At 71.9% G+C, this 17784-nt stretch carries 16 protein-coding genes; 6 read left to right on the top strand and 10 right to left on the bottom strand.

The features are described 5' to 3' along the window. Positions 1-109 precede the first annotated feature (109 nt). Positions 110-640: an amino-acid N-acetyltransferase gene (locus PROKR_RS15215; protein WP_036964472.1), complete on the bottom strand. Its 531-nt coding sequence runs from the start codon at positions 638-640 to the stop codon at positions 110-112. 205 nt (positions 641-845) lie between these two features. Here PROKR_RS15215 and PROKR_RS15210 point away from each other — a divergent pair, with 205 nt between their 5' ends. The 3 genes from PROKR_RS15210 to glpK all read left to right on the top strand — a co-directional run bounded on the left by PROKR_RS15210 (position 846) and on the right by glpK (position 4988). Further along, complete coding sequence (locus PROKR_RS15210; RefSeq protein ID WP_036964471.1) at positions 846-2591, top strand: glycerol-3-phosphate dehydrogenase/oxidase; 1746 nt, start codon at positions 846-848, stop codon at positions 2589-2591. A 106-nt stretch (positions 2592-2697) separates the two neighbouring features. Beyond that, positions 2698-3426, top strand: a complete 729-nt coding sequence (locus PROKR_RS15205) for an MIP/aquaporin family protein (RefSeq protein ID WP_036964470.1) — start codon at positions 2698-2700, stop codon at positions 3424-3426. Between the two features lie 47 nt (positions 3427-3473). Beyond that, positions 3474-4988 carry a glycerol kinase GlpK gene (gene glpK, locus PROKR_RS15200; RefSeq protein ID WP_036964469.1) on the top strand — a complete coding sequence of 505 codons (1515 nt, stop codon included), beginning with the start codon at positions 3474-3476 and terminating at the stop codon, positions 4986-4988. A gap of 76 nt (positions 4989-5064) precedes the next feature. On the opposite strand, the gene PROKR_RS15195 is transcribed toward glpK, so the two are convergent. Both PROKR_RS15195 and PROKR_RS15190 read right to left on the bottom strand, forming a co-directional pair. Next, positions 5065-5658 (bottom strand): TetR/AcrR family transcriptional regulator, encoded by a 594-nt coding sequence (locus tag PROKR_RS15195; protein ID WP_245605841.1) that lies wholly within the window; start codon positions 5656-5658, stop codon positions 5065-5067. Then, the gene (locus tag PROKR_RS15190) at positions 5642-6349 is read right to left on the bottom strand and encodes a YqeB family protein (protein ID WP_036964468.1); all 708 of its coding nucleotides are present in this window, start codon (positions 6347-6349) and stop codon (positions 5642-5644) included. The genes PROKR_RS15195 and PROKR_RS15190 overlap by 17 nt, the downstream gene beginning before the upstream one ends. Positions 6350-6441: 92 nt before the next feature. Here PROKR_RS15190 and PROKR_RS15185 point away from each other — a divergent pair, with 92 nt between their 5' ends. Beyond that, a complete protein-coding gene (locus PROKR_RS15185; RefSeq protein WP_036964467.1) occupies positions 6442-7746 on the top strand; it encodes an alpha/beta fold hydrolase in 1305 nt (434 codons plus the stop codon). 131 nt (positions 7747-7877) lie between these two features. Here the strand turns inward: PROKR_RS15185 and PROKR_RS15180 are convergent, their stop codons facing one another. The 3 genes from PROKR_RS15180 to PROKR_RS15170 form a co-directional block, all read right to left on the bottom strand. Then, positions 7878-9293, bottom strand: coding sequence for a phosphoinositide-specific phospholipase C-related protein (locus tag PROKR_RS15180; RefSeq protein WP_036964466.1), 1416 nt, complete (start codon positions 9291-9293; stop codon positions 7878-7880). A 246-nt stretch (positions 9294-9539) separates the two neighbouring features. After that, positions 9540-10214, bottom strand: a complete 675-nt coding sequence (locus tag PROKR_RS15175) for a hypothetical protein (RefSeq protein WP_169736439.1) — start codon at positions 10212-10214, stop codon at positions 9540-9542. Between the two features lie 131 nt (positions 10215-10345). Next, positions 10346-11836 (bottom strand): XRE family transcriptional regulator, encoded by a 1491-nt coding sequence (locus PROKR_RS15170; RefSeq protein WP_036964463.1) that lies wholly within the window; start codon positions 11834-11836, stop codon positions 10346-10348. A gap of 187 nt (positions 11837-12023) precedes the next feature. Between PROKR_RS15170 and PROKR_RS15165 the strand changes: the two genes are divergently transcribed. Further along, the gene (locus tag PROKR_RS15165; protein WP_211240149.1) at positions 12024-13946 is read left to right on the top strand and encodes a phosphoenolpyruvate carboxykinase (GTP); all 1923 of its coding nucleotides are present in this window, start codon (positions 12024-12026) and stop codon (positions 13944-13946) included. A 155-nt stretch (positions 13947-14101) separates the two neighbouring features. On the opposite strand, the gene trpS is transcribed toward PROKR_RS15165, so the two are convergent. Next, positions 14102-15259, bottom strand: a complete 1158-nt coding sequence (gene trpS / locus PROKR_RS15160; protein ID WP_036964462.1) for a tryptophan--tRNA ligase — start codon at positions 15257-15259, stop codon at positions 14102-14104. Between the two features lie 248 nt (positions 15260-15507). On the opposite strand from trpS, the gene PROKR_RS15155 reads away from it, so the two are divergent. Next, a complete protein-coding gene (locus tag PROKR_RS15155; protein ID WP_036964675.1) occupies positions 15508-15987 on the top strand; it encodes a tRNA (cytidine(34)-2'-O)-methyltransferase in 480 nt (159 codons plus the stop codon). Between the two features lie 7 nt (positions 15988-15994). Here the strand turns inward: PROKR_RS15155 and PROKR_RS15150 are convergent, their stop codons facing one another. The 3 genes from PROKR_RS15150 to PROKR_RS15140 form a co-directional block, all read right to left on the bottom strand. Beyond that, positions 15995-16747: a VOC family protein gene (locus tag PROKR_RS15150; protein ID WP_036964461.1), complete on the bottom strand. Its 753-nt coding sequence runs from the start codon at positions 16745-16747 to the stop codon at positions 15995-15997. Between the two features lie 50 nt (positions 16748-16797). After that, a complete protein-coding gene (locus PROKR_RS15145) occupies positions 16798-17466 on the bottom strand; it encodes a ThuA domain-containing protein (protein ID WP_036964460.1) in 669 nt (222 codons plus the stop codon). 119 nt (positions 17467-17585) lie between these two features. Continuing rightward, positions 17586-17784, bottom strand: a 199-nt coding sequence (locus PROKR_RS15140; RefSeq protein WP_157602151.1) for a zinc-binding dehydrogenase, incomplete at its 5' end; no start/stop codon positions are given.

The following is a 17784-nucleotide window of genomic DNA, read 5'->3' as shown; positions in this document are numbered from 1 at the left end:
AGCTCGACCGCGCGATCGCCGGCCTGGTCGAGGACGGCCTGGCGGAGCAGGACGACGCGGGCCGCCTCCACCTGCCGAGATAGCGCCGGCGGGCCGGAGGCGGGCCGGGTCAGAGCTCCAGCAGCATCCGCGAGTTGCCGAGCGTGTTGGGCTTCACGCGCGCCAGGTCCAGGAACTCGGCCACGCCCTCGTCGTAGGAGCGCAGCAGCTCGGTGTACACCTCGGGCGTCACGGGTGTGCCGTCGATCTCCCGGAACCCGTGCGCAGCGAAGAAGTTCACCTCGAACGTCAGGCAGAACACCCGGCGCAGGCCCAGGGCGCGGGCACGCTCGACCAGCGCCTCGAGCAGCGCGTGCCCCACGCGGCGGCCGCGCCAGTCGCGGTGCACCGCCAGGGTCCGCACCTCGGCCAGGTCGTCCCACATCACGTGCAGCGCCCCGCAGCCGACGGCGTCCCCCCGCTCGGCGGCCGGGTCGGTCGCCACGAGGAACTCCTGGACCGCCTCGTAGTACCCGACCATCTCGTACGGGCGCAGGATGCGCTCCTGGCTGAGCGGCTCGACGAGGTCGCGGATGGTGCGCACGTCGGCGGGAAGGGCGGGGCGGATCACGGGCGCGGCCGGCGCCTCGGGTGTCGTCACGGCGACACACTACGGCGGCCCGCCGATGCAGCGCCCGCCGCGTACGACAGGCGGTCGCCACCAACAATCACCCACGGGCGTACGTCGGCCTTCACCAGGGGAAACGAATGGCAAATCGGAAAGTGAGCGAGAGAACATCCCAACACACCCGCGCGGCGAGGGCAAAGGTCTTGCCAAGTCACGGAATGCGTGGTGAGTTTGGCGCATGGCATCAACTCGCCTGACCGCAGAAGCAAGGACCCAGGCTCTGGCTGCGCTCGAGGCCAGTGTCAGCCCCTCGGCCGAGCTCGATGTGCTGGTGATCGGCGGCGGGGTCACCGGTGCCGGCATCGCCCTCGACGCGGTCACCCGTGGCCTGTCGACCGCCGTCGTCGAGGCACAGGACTGGGCGCAGGGCACCTCCAGCCGCAGCAGCAAGCTCGTCCACGGCGGCTTGCGTTACCTGCAGATGCTCGACTTCGAGCTGGTCCACGAGGCGCTCACCGAGCGCGACCTCCTGCTCCGGGACCTCGCACCGCACCTGGTGCGACCGGTCCCGTTCCTGTATCCGCTGGAGCACCGCGTGTGGGAGCGCGCCTACGTCGGCGCCGGCATCGCGATGTACGACGTCCTCGCGACGCTCACCCCGGGCCGGCGGCCCATGCCGTTCCACCGGCACCTGAGCCGCAACCAGATGGAGGCCAAGTTCCCGGACCTGGCGCACGACGCCGCCGTCGGCGCCGTCCAGTACTGGGACGCCTCCGTCGACGACGCGCGCCTCGTGGCCACCCTGATCCGGACCGCCGCGAGCTACGGCGCGCACGCCGCGAGCCGCACCCAGGTGGTCAGCCTGACCCAGGGCGCGACGGGCGCGGTGAACGGTGCCGTGGTCGTGGACCTGGAGACGGGCAAGGAGATCACCGTCCGGGCGCGCGCGGTCATCAACGCGACCGGCGTCTGGACGGAGGACACCGAGGCCCTGGCCGGCTCCGAGGGCGGGCTGCGCGTGCTCGCCAGCAAGGGCGTGCACCTGATCGTGCCGCGGGAGCGGATCCGCGGGCACGCCGGGCTGATCCTGCAGACGGAGAAGTCCGTGCTGTTCGTCATCCCGTGGAGCCGGTACTGGATCATCGGCACCACGGACACGCACTGGAGCCTCGACCCCACGCACCCCGTGGCCACGAGCACCGACATCGACTACGTGCTCGACCATGCCAACGCGGTACTGGCGCACCCCTTGACCAGGGAGGACGTCATCGGCACGTATGCGGGCCTGCGCCCGCTGCTGCAGCCGGGCACCAAGGCAGGCACCAGCAGCGCGAAGGTCAGCCGCGAGCACACCGTGGCCTCGCCGACGCCGGGCCTGACCGTCGTCGCCGGCGGCAAGCTCACGACGTACCGGATCATGGCCAAGGACGCCGTCGACTTCGCGATCGGGCAGCGCGCCGCCGCACTCCCCTCGATCACGCACCAGATCCCGCTCACGGGCGCCGTCGGGCTGCGTGCCGTGCAGCGCCAGGCGCGCACGTGGGGCAAGCGGTTCGGCTGGTCGCCCCCGATGCTGGACCACCTGCTGCACCGCTACGGTGCCAACCTCGCCGAGATCGTGGAACTGTGCGACGCCGACCCGTCGCTCGCCAAGCCGCTGGAGCACGCCTCCGCGTACCTGCGCGCCGAGGTGCACTACGCGGTGAGCCACGAGGGGGCCCTCCACCTGGAGGACGTGCTCGGGCACCGCACACGGCTGGTCTACGAGGTACCGGACAGCGGCACCGCGTCCGCCGAGGAGATAGCCGACGTCGTCGGCCCGCTGCTCGGCTGGGACGCGGCGGACGCCGAGCGCGAGATCCACGCCTGGCAGGCGCGGATCGACGCGGAACGTCAGGCCGCGCAGGAGCCTGACGACGAGGGCGCCGAGCGTGCGCGCCTGACCACCCCCGACGTAGCGGCCATGCAGCCGCTCCGAAGCTGACGAAAGCGAAGGACCACACCTACTCACAAGCCGACGGGTCGCCGCGAGGGACCGCCGGGATTACCTCCGTACGCCGACAGAGCGGTCGGCAGAAAGCGAGTCAGCGATGAACGCATTCACGGACATCATGGTGCCGGAGTTCCTCGGCACGATGATCCTGCTCCTCGGCGGTGCCGGTGTCGTGGCGAACGCCATCCTCCCGAAGAACAAGGGCTTCAACGGCGGCTGGCTGATGATCAACTTCGGGTGGGGCCTGGCGGTCTTCGCCGGTGTGTTCGTGTCCCTGAAGTCCGGCGCGCACATCAACCCGGCCGTGACGCTCGGCATCCTCTCCAGCGGTGCCGAGGAGTTCGCTCCGGGTGTCGCCGCCGACTTCCCCAACATGCTCGTCTACTGGGTGGCGCAGCTCGCCGGCGCCTTCGTCGGCGCGGTCCTCGCGTACCTGGCCTACAAGCAGCACTTCGACCAGGACGCCGACCCGGCGGTGAAGCTGGGTGTCTTCTCGACGGGCCCCGCGATCCGCTCGTACGCGTGGAACTTCATCACCGAGCTCATCGGCACGTTCATGCTGGTCTTCGTCATCCTGTCCTTCGCGAACTGGCCCGGAGACATGGGCCCGCTGGCCGCGGCGCTCCTCGTGCTCGGCATCGGCGCCAGCCTCGGTGGGCCGACCGGGTACGCCATCAACCCGGCCCGTGACTTCGGGCCGCGCATCGCCCACTTCGTGCTGCCCATCCCGGGCAAGGGCGGGAGCGACTGGGCGTACTCGTGGGTCCCGGTGCTCGGCCCCCTGGCCGGCGGCGCGCTCGGCGGCCTGCTCATCGCGGCCCTCTGAGCCGAACCCCCAGGCAGACCTCGACACAGACAAGGGAGTCAATTCCGATGGCTGACTACGTACTCGCGATCGACCAGGGCACCACGAGCACCCGGGCGATCGTGTTCAACCACGGCGGGACCATCGTGTCCACCGGCCAGATCGAGCACGACCAGATCTTCCCGAAGGCCGGCTGGGTGGAGCACAAGCCGGACCAGATCTGGGACAACACCCGCCAGGTCGTGGGCCTGGCGCTCACCAAGGCGAACATCAACCACACCGACCTCGCCGCGGTGGGCATCACCAACCAGCGCGAGACCACGGTGGTCTGGGACAAGACCACCGGCAAGCCGGTCTACAACGCGATCGTCTGGCAGGACACGCGCACCCAGGCGATCGTCGACGAGCTCGCCGGGTCGGAGGGCGCGGACAAGTACAAGGCGATCGTCGGTCTGCCGCTGGCCACCTACTTCTCCGGCCCCAAGGTGAAGTGGATCCTCGACAACGTCGAGGGGGCACGGGAGGCCGCGGACCGCGGCGACCTGCTGTTCGGCAACACGGACGCGTGGGTCCTGTGGAACATGACCGGCGGGGTCGACGGCGGTGTGCACGTCACCGACGTCACCAACGCGTCCCGCACCATGCTCATGGACCTCGACACCCTGTCCTGGCGCGAGGACATCGCGTCGGACATGGGCATCCCCCTGTCGATGCTCCCCGAGATCCGCTCCTCCTCGGAGGTGTACGGCACGGGGCGGCCCCGCGGCATGGTTCCCGGCGTGCCCATCGCGGGCATCCTCGGCGACCAGCAGGCGGCGACGTTCGGCCAGGCGTGCTTCGACGTCGGTACCGCCAAGAACACCTACGGCACCGGCAACTTCATGCTGCTCAACACGGGCACGGAGAAGGTGCCCTCCGAGAACGGCCTGCTCACCACGGTCTGCTACAAGATCGGTGACGCCGCCGCCGTGTACGCGCTGGAGGGCTCGATCGCCGTCACGGGCTCGCTGGTGCAGTGGCTCCGCGACAACCTGGGCCTGTTCTCCGACGCGCAGGACGTCGAGTGGTTCGCCCGCAAGGTCGACGACAACGGCGGCGCGTACTTCGTGCCGGCGTTCTCCGGCCTGTTCGCACCGTACTGGCGGCCCGACGCGCGCGGTGCGCTCGTGGGTCTGACCCGGTACGTCAACCGGAACCACATCGCGCGGGCCGCGCTGGAGGCCACGGCGTACCAGACCCGCGAGGTCATGGACGCCATGAAGGCGGACTCCGGCGTGGACCTCACGGAGCTCAAGGTCGACGGCGGCATGGTCGCCAACGAGCTGCTCATGCAGTTCCAGGCCGACCAGCTCGGCGTCGACGTGGTCCGTCCGGTCGTCGCGGAGACCACCGCGCTCGGCGCGGCCTACGCGGCGGGGATCGCCGTCGGGTTCTGGAAGGGCGAGTCCGACGTCACCGCCAACTGGGCCGAGGACCGGCGCTGGTCGCCCGACATGGACGAGAAGGAGAGGGACCGCCTGTACCGGAGCTGGAAGAAGGCGGTGACCAAGACCTTCGACTGGGTCGACGCCGACATCGGCTGACCTGCGCCACCGCACGTGTCGGACCCCCAGGTCACCATCGTGACCTGGGGGTCCGACACGTCTTGGGACAACGTCGTCAGGGCGCCAGGAAGCGGCGCGCCGTCTCCACGAGCGTCTCCGTCTCGCCCTCCACCGTGAACTCCTCGTCGACCGCCACGCGCCCCAGGAAGCCGTCGGTCAGCAGGTACAGCCACGAGGTGATGCGGCCGGGCGTCAGGTCGGTCCGGATCTCACCGGCCCGCTGTGCCCGCTCTACCCAGGGCCGGATCAGGTCCTGCTGGACGCTCGCGTCCTCGTCGAGCTTGGCCGCGACCTCCGGCAGGTGCATGACGCCCCCCACCGCGCGCACGAACCCGGGCATCCGGGGGTCCGCGGCGTCGTCGGCGCCCTGCCGCACGATGTCGAGGACGACGCCGAGGGCGTCCGGCCGGCCCGCGTACCGTGCACCGGCCTCGCCGACCTCCTGGATGCCGAGCGCCAGGATCGCGAGCAGCACGTCGAGCTTGGTCGGGAAGTAGTGGAAGAACGTGCCTGACCCGATGCGTGCCTGCTTGCAGATCGCCGCGGTGGTGGCGCCGTCGTAGCCGCGCCGCGCGAAGACCGTGAGCGCGGCGTCGATGATCACCAGCCTGCGCGCCTCGTGCCGCTCGGGATCAACGGTCCGCGCCACGTGCGCCCTCGGTCGTCGCCGTGCGGCGCACCTGGATCCGGTCGTCCCGGACGCGGGCCACCAGGCCGAGCGCGGCCAGGTCCTCGTCCGCCTGACGCCGGGCGCCGGCGTCCTTGCGCTTCTCCAGCCGGCGGCGGAGCGCCTCGTGCTCGGCGGCCGTGAACCCCGGCCGGCCGTCCACCCAGCGCTCGTAGTCCTGCTCGTGCGGGTCGGCGTCGCGCCAGGGCCAGCCGTGCCCGTTCAGCGCGTCGCGGACCCGTGCCGCCGACAGGGTGTCGGTGTCAAGGCGTGCGCGCAGGGCGCCGTCGGGCCGCAGGAGCACCAGGTCCGTCCGGTCGGGGAACGCGGCGCCGACGTCGGCCCGTTCGATCCAGACCTCGCGCTCCTCCTGCCTGTGCTCGAGGTGGTCGTCGGCGACGGTGAGCACCGGCGCCTCCCCCACCGTGACGAAGGCGATGAAGCCGCCGCCGAGCAGGCCGAGCCCGCCCAGGATGCCGAGCGTCCAGGGCAGGGTCAGCGACTCGATCAGCGTGACCAGCCGCGGCACGGGCAGCGGTGTGGCGTCGATCAGGCCGGCCAGCCCGCCGGCCAGTGGTGCGGCGAACCAGCCGAGCACGAGGCCGAGCGCGAGCACGCCCAGGCCGAGCACGACGGGGAGTGCGGGCGGCTGGCGTACCTCGGTGGTCGTCATGACTCAATTATTAGAGTGGCCACTCCACTAATGCAATCAATATCGCGAACGCGGCGCTGCGGTCGCACGTCGTGCGGCCGTAGGCTCGGCGCGTGCCCATCAGCTACACGCTTCCCGGTGTCCATGTCACCGACCACTCCGTCGACGTCCCGCTCGACTGGTCCCAGCCCGACGGCTCCCCCACGATCTCCGTGTTCGCGCGCGAGCTCGTGGACCCGACCCGCCGCACCGACGACCTGCCGCTCCTCGTGTTCCTCCAGGGCGGCCCCGGTGGCAAGGGTCCCCGGCCCACCGGCCCCGACGGCTGGGTCGGCGCAGCCCTGAAGCGGTTCCGCGTGGTGCTGCTGGACCAGCGCGGGACCGGGCGGTCCACGGCTGTCCGGGCGGAGGCCCTGACCTCGATCGGCACGCCCGAGGAGCAGGCGGAGTACCTCGCGCACTTCCGCGCCGACAACATCGTGCGCGACGCCGAGCACGTCCGGAAGACACTGTTCGACGGCCGGCGCTGGACCTCGCTGGGCCAGTCGTACGGCGGCTTCATCACCATGACGTACCTGTCGTTCGCCCCCGAGGGCCTGAACGCGAGCCTCGTGACCGGCGGTCTGCCGGGGCTGACGGCGTCGGCCCGCGAGGTCTACGAGCGCACCCAACCGCGCGTGGTGGCCAAGAACGAGCGGTTCCGCGCGCGCTACCCGCACGTCGCCAAGGCCCTGGGCCGTATCGCCGACCGCCTCTCGACCGGCGAGGTGACGGAGCCGGGCGGCGACGTCCTGACGACGCGACGCTTCCAGACGCTCGGCATGGACTTCGGCATGCAGCCCGGTTTCGAACGCGTGCACTGGATCGTCGACGAGGCGTTCGACTCCCCGCACGGCGGCCCGCTCAGCGACACGTTCCGTGCGACGGTCGCGGCCGAGACCTCGTTCGCGACCAACCCGCTGTACGCACTGCTCCACGAGTCGATCTACGCCCAGTCCCACACAGGCCCCACCGCGTGGGCGGCCCAGTCCGTGCGCGATGCCGACCCCGCGTTCGGCGAGGACGCCCGGCCGCTGCTGCTGACCGGCGAGATGATCTACCCCTGGATGTTCGCCGAGATCAGCGCCCTGCGGCCGTTCGCGGCCGCGGCCGACGCCCTTGCCCAGCGGCAGGACTGGGGCGACCTGTACGACCTGCACCGGCTCGCGGACAACGAGATCCCGGTCGAGGCCGCGGTGTACTTCGACGACATGTTCGTCGACGCGTCGCTGTCGCTGGAGACCGCGGCGCACGTGGGCAACGTCGAGCCGTGGGTCACCAACGAGTTCGAGCACGACGGGCTGCGGCTCGGCGACGTCCTGCCGAGGCTGCTGGACCGCCTGGACGCCCGAGGCGGCCCGCTGCCGTCGTCGAGGTAGCCGCTGCTCGGAATCGAGGCGCCACCACTCCCCTTTGAGGCCTGGGTTTCTTCGCTTTGCGTAGCCGCAAAGCGAAGAAACCCAGGCCTCAAAGGGAATGTGCGCCCCGCGGACCAGGAGCGGCCGGCCCGTCAGTACGTGTAGGTGTTCAGCGTCCGCACCGCCGCGGCCGGGCCGCCGACGTCGTAGCGGTCCACCGCGACGAAGGTCGGCTTCTTGCGGGCCGCCGGCTGGCAGAACCGCTGGGCCCGGTCGAGCAGCCGCTCGTTGTCCGTCCGCGCCGTCACCTCGACCGGCACGTCCCGGAAGTGGTTCATCACGAACAGCGGCCGGAACCCGGACCCAGGGCTCGTGAGCGGGATGTTCGTGCCGGCGTCGTACCAGCGGCTGTAGCACGACCAGTCCGAGTCGCCGATGCCCGGCCCCATGGACCAGTAGTTCTCGACGGTCCACTCGCGCTGGTACATGACGCCGAAGCTCTCCCGGGTCAGCCCCGCGGCCTCGTCGGCGGTCCGGCTGTGGTCGCTGAGGATCAGCAGGCGGTCGTCGTCCGCGACCAGCCGGGACATGGTGGGCCAGCCGTCCTCGCGGACACCGGTCAGGTCGGGGCGGTAGAGCACGTCCGCCAGCCCTTCGACGCGGTCGAGCTCGGCGCGCAGCACGTCCGGCTCCACGTAGTCCTCCAGGACCACCGTGACGAACTGGTCGGGGTTCGCCCGCAGGAAGTCGACCATCCGCTGGAGGTCCACCCAGAGCGCGACCGGGCTGCTCACCAGGGTGCAGCTGTTGTGGCACAGGATCGCGCCGTCACCGGTCTGGTGGATGTCCAGCTGGAACCCGCGGACGCCGTCGGCGAGCTGCTGCTCGATCCCGCGTGTCTGGTTGGGAGCGAGGTTGATGAACGGCGGCGCGAAGCCGCCGTCCACCCCGTTCGCGTACGCGTTGTGCGCGGTCAGGAACGTCATCTGGTCCAGCGTGCGCTGGTCGGCCGGGGGCAGCGGGCCGGTGACCGGGCCGACGGGCGTCAGGTACCACTGCGCGAGCGACCCGTCGCCGCCCACCGCGAGCTGGGCCGGGTAGTTCTCGCCGCCGGGCTTGGGGCGCACGGTGAGGTAGTCGCCGGTGCCGGGAGCGCGGAGCAGGTACCGGTCCCCGCCCGCGTCGAGCACCTCCCAGGCGGCGTCGGCCTGGTCGCAACCGACCGTCAGCGCCTGCCCGCCGGAACGGCCCAGGCACGTCCCGGCCGCGTCGGTGCTCTCGAGCACGTGAGCCGACCCGGCGGCCCGCAGGCTCCACTGCTGCCGGTCCTCGTCGCCCTGGGGCCGGTGCTGCTCCACGGTGCCCCCGGCGTCGGACGCGTTGAGCCCGGTCGTGACGCTCTGCACGTAGTAGGTGCCGGACGGCGGCGCGGCCTCGGCCGCCGTGCCGGACGGGATGACGACTGCCGGCATGACGGCGGCCGGGGCGGTGGGCACGGCCGCCGCCGGTGCACCGAGAGCGCCGGCGGCCAGCGCCACGACGACGAGCAGGGGGCGGGAGGTTCTCATGGTGGGACCGTCCTCGGGGATCGCCGGGAGCCGCCGACCGGACGCGCGGGGCCGGGTGAAATCACACCAGCCGCGGGCGCGCCCTGTCATCAGTGGTTCCCCCAGGAGTCCGCCGCCGACAGGGCCGCCGCCGGCTCCGCGCCGCGCTCAGCCACGTCCCCCTCGAGGCCCAAGTTTCTTCGCTTTGCGGTGCCGCAAAGCGAAGAAACTTGGGCCTCAAAGGGGAAGAGCAGCCCGAAGAGAGCCTCAGCGCAGGGACGGCAGCGACGCCACCACGTACCCGTCCACCTCGACGACGTCGCCGGGGCTCAGCTCCGGCTGTCCGGTCGGGAGGCAGAGGGTCACCTGGAAGCCGTCGGTCTGCACACGGGCAGCGGTGAACCCCTGACCGGTGCGCGAGACGGTGCGCTGCTCGATCGCCAGCACGACACCGGTCAGGTGCGCGACGGCGTCGGTCGAGGCCGCGTACGCACCGGTGGGCTCGAAGACCAGGCCGGACACGGCGGCGTCGGCCTGGCCGATGACCTGGACGGAGTTGCCGAGCACGACGATGGACGCCGGGCCGGTGATCGGGGTCTCCGCGTTGCCGAGCAGGGCGAGCTCCTCGAGCTGGCAGGCGATCTCGGTGATGACCTCGTCGTGCTGGTTCACGAGCTCGGCGAGCACCAGGCCGCCGTCGACCGCCTGCGGCTCGGAGATGATGGCGCCGGGCGCGGCGTAGAAGGTGGGCGTGACCACGCGCACCAGGTCGCCCTCGGTGGTGATGATCAGGCGGGCACCGGACACGTCGGTCCAGATGTGCACCCCGACCTCACCGTCCTTGGCGATCGTCTCGGCCTCCGCGCGTGCCGAGGCCACCAGGTCGCGAAATTCGCTACGTCGCCAGACGTCCAGTCCGATGCAAGCCAGGTTCGATGCCACGGTCGCCTACGCTAACCCGGCTGCGCGGGGAACGACGCGGCGGAAAGTCATACGAGTGCGCCCCACCCGGGACGTGTCAGACATACAGGTCACCCGGGGGGGGGATCCGGAGGCCTGACACGAGGCCGTGGTCAGTCGGGGGCGTGCTTGTCCAGGAAGGCGTACACCTCGGCGTCGTCCACGCCCGGGAACGCGCCACGCGGCAGGGCCGCGAGGATCTGCTGGTGCATGCGCCCGGACGGCCAGGCCTCGCCCGACCAGCGGTCGGTGAGCTCCGCCGAGGGCCGCTGGCAGCAGGCCGGGTCGGGGCACGTCGAGACGCGCCGCACCTGGGTGTCCCGTCCGCGGAACCACTTGGCGTGCGCGTACGGCACCCCGACAGTGATCGAGAACGCACCCGAGCCCCCGTCGGGCCCGCCGGTGGGCGAGGTGGAACCCGTCTGCGTGGAGCACCAGAAGGTGCCTGCCGGGGTGTCGGTGTACTGGTAGAACTCGGTGGCCCGGTCGCGGCGCTCGAACGCCTCGCGCGCGGCCCAGCGCCGGCAGATGAGCTGCCCCTCGATCGCGCCCGTGACGTCCTGGGGGAACGGCAGGCCGTCGTTCGCGTAGCCGCGGAACAGCGCGCCGTCGGCCCCCACGCGCAGGAAGTGCAGTGGGATGCCGAGGTGGTGCGTCGCGAGGTTGGTCAGCCGCATGGCGGCCGCCTCGTGCGTGATGCCGAAGGCGTCGCGGAAGTCCTCGACGGCCAGGTCGCGCTCCCGCTTGCGAGCCTCCAGGAACGGCACCGCCACGAACTGCGGCACCAGGCACGCGGCGGCGAAGTACGTGATCTCGACGCGCTGGCGCAAGAACTCGCCGTAGGACCGCGGCCGGTCGTGCTCCAGCACGCGGTGCGCCAGCGCCTGCAGCGCGAGCGACCGCAGGCCGTGCCCGCCCGGGGTCGACGCCGGTGGCAGGTAGATGCGCCCGTTGCGCAGGTCGGTCACCGACCGGGCGGACCGGGGCAGGTCGCCCACGTGCAGCAGCGTGAAGCCCATCTGCTCCGCCATCCGCGCCACGGTGCGGTGGGTCAGGGCGCCGCCCGTGTACCCGGCGGCCTTGACCATCTGCTCCGCGACGGCCTCGAACTGCGGGTAGTGGTTGTCGCGGGCCTCCCGCTCCAGGCGCAGCTCGGTGTTGGCCCGCCTGGCCTCCTCGGGCGTGGCGATCGCCATCTGTTCGCGCCGGGCCAGCTCGTCGTGCAGACCCACGAGCTGTTCGAGCACCGGCATGGGCAGCTTCTGGCTGGGCTTGACCACCGGCACGCCGAGGGTGGTGAACAGCGGCGCGCGCTGCGCCCGGTCCAGCGCGATCTCCAGGGCAGCCCGGCGCGACGGCGGCTCGGAGCTCAGCAGCTCGCTCATCGGCACGCCGAGCGCCTCGGCGATCGAGCGCAGCAGGCCGAGCCGCGGCTCGCGGCGGCCGTTCTCCACGAGGGAGAGCAGGCTCGGCGCCGATCCGACCTTCTCGCCGAGCGCGTCCAGCGTGAGCCCCTGCGCGGTGCGCAGGTGCCGGATCCGCCGGCCGAGCGTGATCAGGTCCGTCTCGCCGCCCGACGACGTCGGTTCGCCTCCGGCAGGCATGTCGCCCTCCGCTCGTGGTCGCTTCACCCGGTCGCTGCCCGGGACGGGCCAGCAAGAACCCGCTCCTTCACACTACGTGAAGATCGGCGATTCTTGACAGCTCGCAGACTGGAATTCCGGGCGATCCGCACGTGAAGGTGGAAACAAGCCCGCCACCGTGGCTCGCAGTCTGACGATCGGAGCGCACATGTCCGTCCTCGCGAACCCCCGCCGAACCCGGCTCGTCGCCGAGCTCGTGGCCGACGTGACCATCGGCCAGGACTCCACCACGGCAGACACCTCGGCGTCCACGGCCGCGAACGGCATCCCGCCCGCCGGAGACCTGGACGTGCGCGACTGGGTCGCGAGCGTCGCCGAGCTCACCCAGCCCGCCGAGATCGTCTGGTGCGACGGCTCCGCGGACGAGAAGCAGCGCCTCATCGACCAGATGCTCGACGCCGGCACCCTCGTCGCGCTCAACCAGGAGAAGCGGCCGGGCTCGTACCTGGCGCGCTCCAACCCGGCCGACGTCGCCCGCGTCGAGTCGCGCACGTTCATCTGCTCGCAGGACGAGGAGGACGCCGGCCCCACCAACAACTGGGTGGCCCCGGCGGACATGCGCACCGAGCTGAAGGACGTGTTCGCCGGCTCCATGAAGGGCCGCACCATGTACGTGGTGCCGTTCTCGATGGGCCCGGTGGGCGGCCCCATCTCGCAGGTGGGCATCGAGATCACCGACTCGCCGTACGTCGTCGTCTCCATGCACGTCATGACCCGGGTCTCGGACGAGATCCTGCGGCTCATCGACGGCGGCCAGCAGTGGGTCCCCGCCGTGCACTCGGTGGGCGCGCCCCTGGCCGAGGGCGAGGCGGACGTCGCCTGGCCGTGCAACGAGTCCAAGTACATCGTGCACTTCCCGGAGTCCCGCGAGATCTGGTCGTACGGCTCGGGCTACGGCGGCAACGCCCTGCTCGGCAAGAAGTGCTTCGCGCTGCGCATCGCCTCGGCGATGGCGCGCTCCGATGGCTGGCTCGCCGAGCACATGCTGCTGATCCGCATCACCTCGCCCGAGCAGCGCCAGTACCACCTGGCCGCTGCCTTCCCGAGCGCGTGCGGCAAGACGAACCTCGCGATGCTGCAGCCCACGATCCCTGGCTGGAAGGTCGAGACCCTCGGCGACGACATCGTGTGGATGCGCCCCGGCCCCGACGGCACGCTGCGCGCCATCAACCCCGAGGCGGGCTTTTTCGGCGTCGCGCCGGGCACCGGCGTCGACACCAACCCGACCGCCGTGGCCACGTTCGACCGCGACACCATCTTCACCAACGTGGCCCTGACCGACGACGGCGACGTCTGGTGGGAGGGTCTGACGGCCGAGCCCCCGGCGCACCTGACCGACTGGCAGGGCAACGACTGGACGCCCGGCTCCGACACCCCGGCGGCGCACCCGAACTCCCGGTTCACCGTGTCCGCCGCCCAGTGCCCCACCATCGCGGACACCTGGGAGGACCCGGCGGGAGTGCCGGTCGACGCGATCGTGTTCGGCGGCCGCCGCGCCACCAACGTGCCGCTCGTGGCCGAGTCGTTCGGCTGGGAGCACGGCGTGTTCATGGGTGCGACCATCTCGTCGGAGCGCACCGCCGCCGCCGAGGGCGCCCTCGGCGAGCTGCGCCGCGACCCCTTCGCGATGCTCCCGTTCTGCGGCTACAACATGGCCGACCACTGGGCGCACTGGCTGGAGGTCGGCGCCGGGATCGAGGAGTCGAAGCGCCCGCGGATCTTCCAGGTCAACTGGTTCCGCAAGGGCGAGGACGGCCGCTTCCTGTGGCCCGGGTTCGGCGAGAACTCGCGCGTGGTCGAGTGGATCGTGGGCCAGGTCGAGGCCGGACGCGGTCTGCGCGAGGACACCTCGGTGGCCACACCGGTGGGCAGCATCCCCGCGCCCGGCACGCTGAACCTGGACGGGATCGACGTGCCCGACGCCGACCTTGCGGCGCTCTTCGACGTGCCGACCGAGCCGTGGCAGGCCGAGGCCGAGCTGACCGAGGAGTTCTTCGACCGGTTCGGCGACCACACCCCGGCCGAGCTGCGCGCCCAGCTGGACGCCCTGCGGGAGCGTCTGGCCCGATGATCTCGGCCGGCTGACGGCGCGACATCCACGGGTGGCTTCCCGTCGCGCCGTCGGCCGTCCGGACAGGCTTCCCCGGCCGGGTTATTGAGGCATCCCGGCCGGGGATCTTCCTTGTCCACAGGCTTGTGGACCGAGTCCGAGCGGGTTCCGCCCGGTCAGTAGCGCATGCCCATCAGCCCGCGGACGTCGTCCAGGGTGCGGTTCGCGATCTCGTTCGCCCGCGCGTTGCCCCGGGCGAGCACCTCGTCGAGGTACCGCGGGCCGGCGGAGGCGAGCTCCCGCCGTCGGGCACGGAGAGGGCGCAGGCCCTCCACGACCGCCTCGGTGACCAGCGCCTTGAGGCGCCCCGCGCCGGCCGCGCCGACGTCCTCGGCAAGCCCTTCCGGGGTGCTTCCGGTGAAGTACGCGCCGAGCTGGAGCAGGTTGGCGATCTCGGGCCGCCGCTCGGGCTCGTAGGTGATGGTGCGCTCGGCGTCGGTCTTCGCGCGCTTGACGAAGGCGGCCGTCTTGTCCTCCGTGGCCCGCAGCTCCAGCGCATTGCCCCGCGACTTGGACATCCGGCGGCCGTCGCTGCCGAGCACGGTGGTCGACGGCGCGATCAGCGCGTCCGGTTCGGGAAAGTACGGCCGCGCGGCCGCGTACCGCTGGTTGAACCGCCGGGCCACGGTCCGGGTGATCTCCAGGTGCGGCAGCTGGTCCACGCCCACCGGGACGAGGTTGCCATGGCAGAACAGGATGTCGGCGGCCTGGTGCACGGGATAGGTGAGCAGCAGGCCGGAGATGCCGCGCCGCTGCCGCAGCACGGCCGCCTCCGCCTCGGCCTTCACCGTCGGGTTGCGCTCCAGCTCGGCCACCGTGACCAGCGAGAGGAACGGCAGCAGGAGCTGGTTCAGCGCGGGCACCGCCGAGTGCGTGAAGACGGTGCTCCGCTGAGGGTCCAGACCCGCCGCGAGGTAGTCGAGCAGCACCTCGCGGACGGTGGCGGGCAGGTCACCGGCGTCGTCCCGGTCGGTGATGACCTGGTAGTCGGCGACGATGAGGAACACCTCGACGCCCAGGTCCTGCAGGCGCATGCGGTTGGCGACCGTGCCCAGCAGGTGTCCCAGGTGCAGGGCCCCGGTGGGGCGGTCGCCGGTCAGCACGCGGTACTTCCCCGGATCGCGGGCGATCAGGCCCTCGAGCTCGGCGGTGCGCTCACGCGCCGCGGCGGCGGAGCGGGTGGTGGTGCGCTTCTCACGGGCAGCTTCGAGGTCGAGAAGGGCGCCGGGGGCGGACGACGTCGGGGCCGCCTCGGGCGGCGTCGTGACGGACATGGTGGGTCTCCTTGGTCGGGGAGCCGCCCACGCACGGCGTCGGGCACAGAAAAGTCCCGGGCTGCGGTGGGCAGCTCGGGACGTCTGTGCGGGTGGGCGCGTCAGGTCACGGCTGCGGGTGCAGCCGCCACCAGTTGAGCCCGTGCGTCATGTGGCCAGGGTAGGCGGGGTTGCCCGACGGCGGCAAGGACGACGCCGCGCCGTCCGGCAGCGAGAATGGACCCGTGCCGCAGCAGCCTGACGCCCCCATGCCCGAGAACCCCCTGGCCCACATCGTGTACTACGAGCCGCGCATCCCCGGGAACACCGGGTCCGCGATCCGGCTCGCCGCCGTGACCGGGGCCCGCCTGCACCTCGTGGAGCCGCTGGGCTTCGACCTGTCGGAGGCCAAGCTGAAGCGCGCCGGCCTCGACTACCACGACCTCGCCGTCATGGACGTGCACCCGTCGCTCGACGCGGCCCTCGACGCCCTGCCGGAGGCCCGCGTGTTCGCGTTCACGACCCGCGCGACCACCCGGTTCACCGACGTCGAGTACCGGCCGGGCGACGTGCTGCTGTTCGGCCCCGAGCCCACGGGGCTGCCGCCGGAGGCGCTCGAGCACCCCCGCGTCACCGACGAGCTGCGGATCCCGATGCTGCCCGGACGCCGATCGCTCAACCTGACGAACGCGGCGTCGATCGCGGTGTACGAGGTGTGGCGCCAGGCGGGGTTCGCCGAGGGGGCGTGAGCTCGGGCTACGGTCGCACCACCAGCACCCGCTCCGGGGCCAGCTCGTACCGACCGGGCACGACGCCGGGGCTGGCCGGCCCCGCCTGCGCGACGACCGTGACGGGCGGCTCGCCCACCACGCGGTCCGACGTCGGGAACCACGTGCGGCCCACGCTGACCAGGATCAGCATGCCGTCGATGTGCCCCGCCGGGCTGAACGTCGCCGAGCCGGCCGGGTAGCGGCCGATCCCGGCCTGGGTGAGCCGGTCGGCGGTGTCCACGACGTCGGGTACCGCGATGCCCACCTCGCTCACGGACAGCAGGTCGCCCGGCCTGAACGGTTCCGACGGACGTGGCTGGGTGCCGGACGCGTGCGGGCTCGAGGCCTTCGCCCCCGCGTCGCGCCCGGCACCCAGGTCTCGGGGAAGATCACGGCGCGCGATGACCTCCAGGACGGAGCGGTCCGGTCCCGGGAAGTACAGCGACCGCGCGTTCCAGGCGTCCTGCGCCTCGAACTCGGTGCGGTCGCCGTCGCTCAGCAGGCCGGGTCCCGCCGCAAGGAACACTCGGGCGGCGTCGAACCGCGCGTCGTCGACCAGGAAGGCGTAGTGCTGGTCGCCCTCGGCGTCTCCGTCCTCGCGGAAGCGCAGGACCGTGCGGCCGACGGTGATCTCGACCGCGCCGATCTCCTTGCTCACCGGCAGGCCGAGGACCGTCTCGTAGTACGCGGCGGTCTCGGCGATCGAGCGGGTCACCGTGTCGACGCTGATGATCTCCATGCACCCCAGCCAACAACCTCAACAAGGGTTGAGGTCAAGGGGTCGTCGTCCTACGACAGCAGCCAGGCCGCCGACCGGCGCAGCAGCTCCTGGTGCCCCTCCGACTCGAAGGAACGGACGTCGTGCCCCAGCGCCGAGTAGACGCTGCGTCCGCCGTGCGCCTCGTTGACCCACAGGACTGGGTGCGGCGTGCCGTCGTCGTCCAGGGTGGTGCCGAGCACACGCGTCCCCGGCGCGACCTTCAAGTGGCAGTAGCGCTCGTCGAACGCCTCGACGACGCGCAGGTCGTCGGTCACCGGGTGGCCCTGGACCAGCTCGAACCGGGCGGTGCCGATCGGCGGGTGCATCGACTCGCCGGGGATCCAGCGGCCACCCAGCACCGCCGCCCAGTCGGGCGCGTCGTAGAAGGTGTTCGCCGCCTGGTGCAGGCCGAGCACCGCGCCGCCGGCCCGGGCCCAGGCGGACAGCCGGTCGTGCGCGGCGAGCCAGTCGTCGTCTGACCCGTCGAAACCGGCGTCCCGGCGTCCTGAGCCTCCGTTGACCACGAGCAGGTCCACGGAGTCGAGGTCGTCGAGCGCGTCACGGAACAGCCCGCGCACCTCGACGTCCCCCTGGTCGCCGAGGATTCCCGCGACCACGTGCGATGTCGCCGCGTGGTCGTGCCAGGGGTCCTCGTAGCGCCCGCGGCCGGAAAGGACAAGGATGCGGCGTTGCGTCATACGCCTGATCCTGCCACCTGCGCCGGAACTCCCCCGGGCGCCGACCGCAGCGGGAGCGCCGAACGTAGGGTTGGTCGCGCGAACAGGTCTCATGGAGCGACCGAACCTACGTTCAACGCCTACGGCGTGATCAGGAGCTTGCCCCGCGCCGCGCCCGTGGCGAGGCGGTCGAACGCCTCCGGGGCCTGGGCGAGGCCGTAGCAGCGGTCGACGACGGGGCGCACGGCGCCCGAGGCGAGCAGCGCCGCCAGCTCGTCCAGGTCCGCCCGCTGGTTCGGGCGCCAGGCGAACATGCCCATGCGGGTGCCGGTCAGCCCG

It is taken from the genome of Promicromonospora kroppenstedtii DSM 19349 (assembly GCF_000515355.1).
Classification (GTDB): Bacteria; Actinomycetota; Actinomycetes; order Actinomycetales; family Cellulomonadaceae; genus Promicromonospora; species Promicromonospora kroppenstedtii.
This window is presented reverse-complemented; position numbering and strand designations above follow the sequence as displayed.

Bases quoted from the DNA above. Each gene is read 5' to 3' on its own strand.
- glpK (WP_036964469.1), top strand. From the start codon at position 3,474: ATGGCTGACTACGTACTCGCGATCGACCAGGGCACCACGAGCACCCGG.
- PROKR_RS15190 (WP_036964468.1), bottom strand. From the start codon at position 6,349: ATGACGACCACCGAGGTACGCCAGCCGCCCGCACTCCCCGTCGTGCTC.
- PROKR_RS15210 (WP_036964471.1), top strand. From the start codon at position 846: ATGGCATCAACTCGCCTGACCGCAGAAGCAAGGACCCAGGCTCTGGCT.
- PROKR_RS15155 (WP_036964675.1), top strand. From the start codon at position 15,508: ATGCCCGAGAACCCCCTGGCCCACATCGTGTACTACGAGCCGCGCATC.
- PROKR_RS15145 (WP_036964460.1), bottom strand. From the start codon at position 17,466: ATGACGCAACGCCGCATCCTTGTCCTTTCCGGCCGCGGGCGCTACGAG.
- trpS (WP_036964462.1), bottom strand. From the start codon at position 15,259: ATGTCCGTCACGACGCCGCCCGAGGCGGCCCCGACGTCGTCCGCCCCC.
- PROKR_RS15180 (WP_036964466.1), bottom strand. From the start codon at position 9,293: ATGAGAACCTCCCGCCCCCTGCTCGTCGTCGTGGCGCTGGCCGCCGGC.
- PROKR_RS15165 (WP_211240149.1), top strand. From the start codon at position 12,024: ATGTCCGTCCTCGCGAACCCCCGCCGAACCCGGCTCGTCGCCGAGCTC.
- PROKR_RS15150 (WP_036964461.1), bottom strand. From the start codon at position 16,747: ATGGAGATCATCAGCGTCGACACGGTGACCCGCTCGATCGCCGAGACC.
- PROKR_RS15170 (WP_036964463.1), bottom strand. From the start codon at position 11,836: ATGCCTGCCGGAGGCGAACCGACGTCGTCGGGCGGCGAGACGGACCTG.
- PROKR_RS15205 (WP_036964470.1), top strand. From the start codon at position 2,698: ATGAACGCATTCACGGACATCATGGTGCCGGAGTTCCTCGGCACGATG.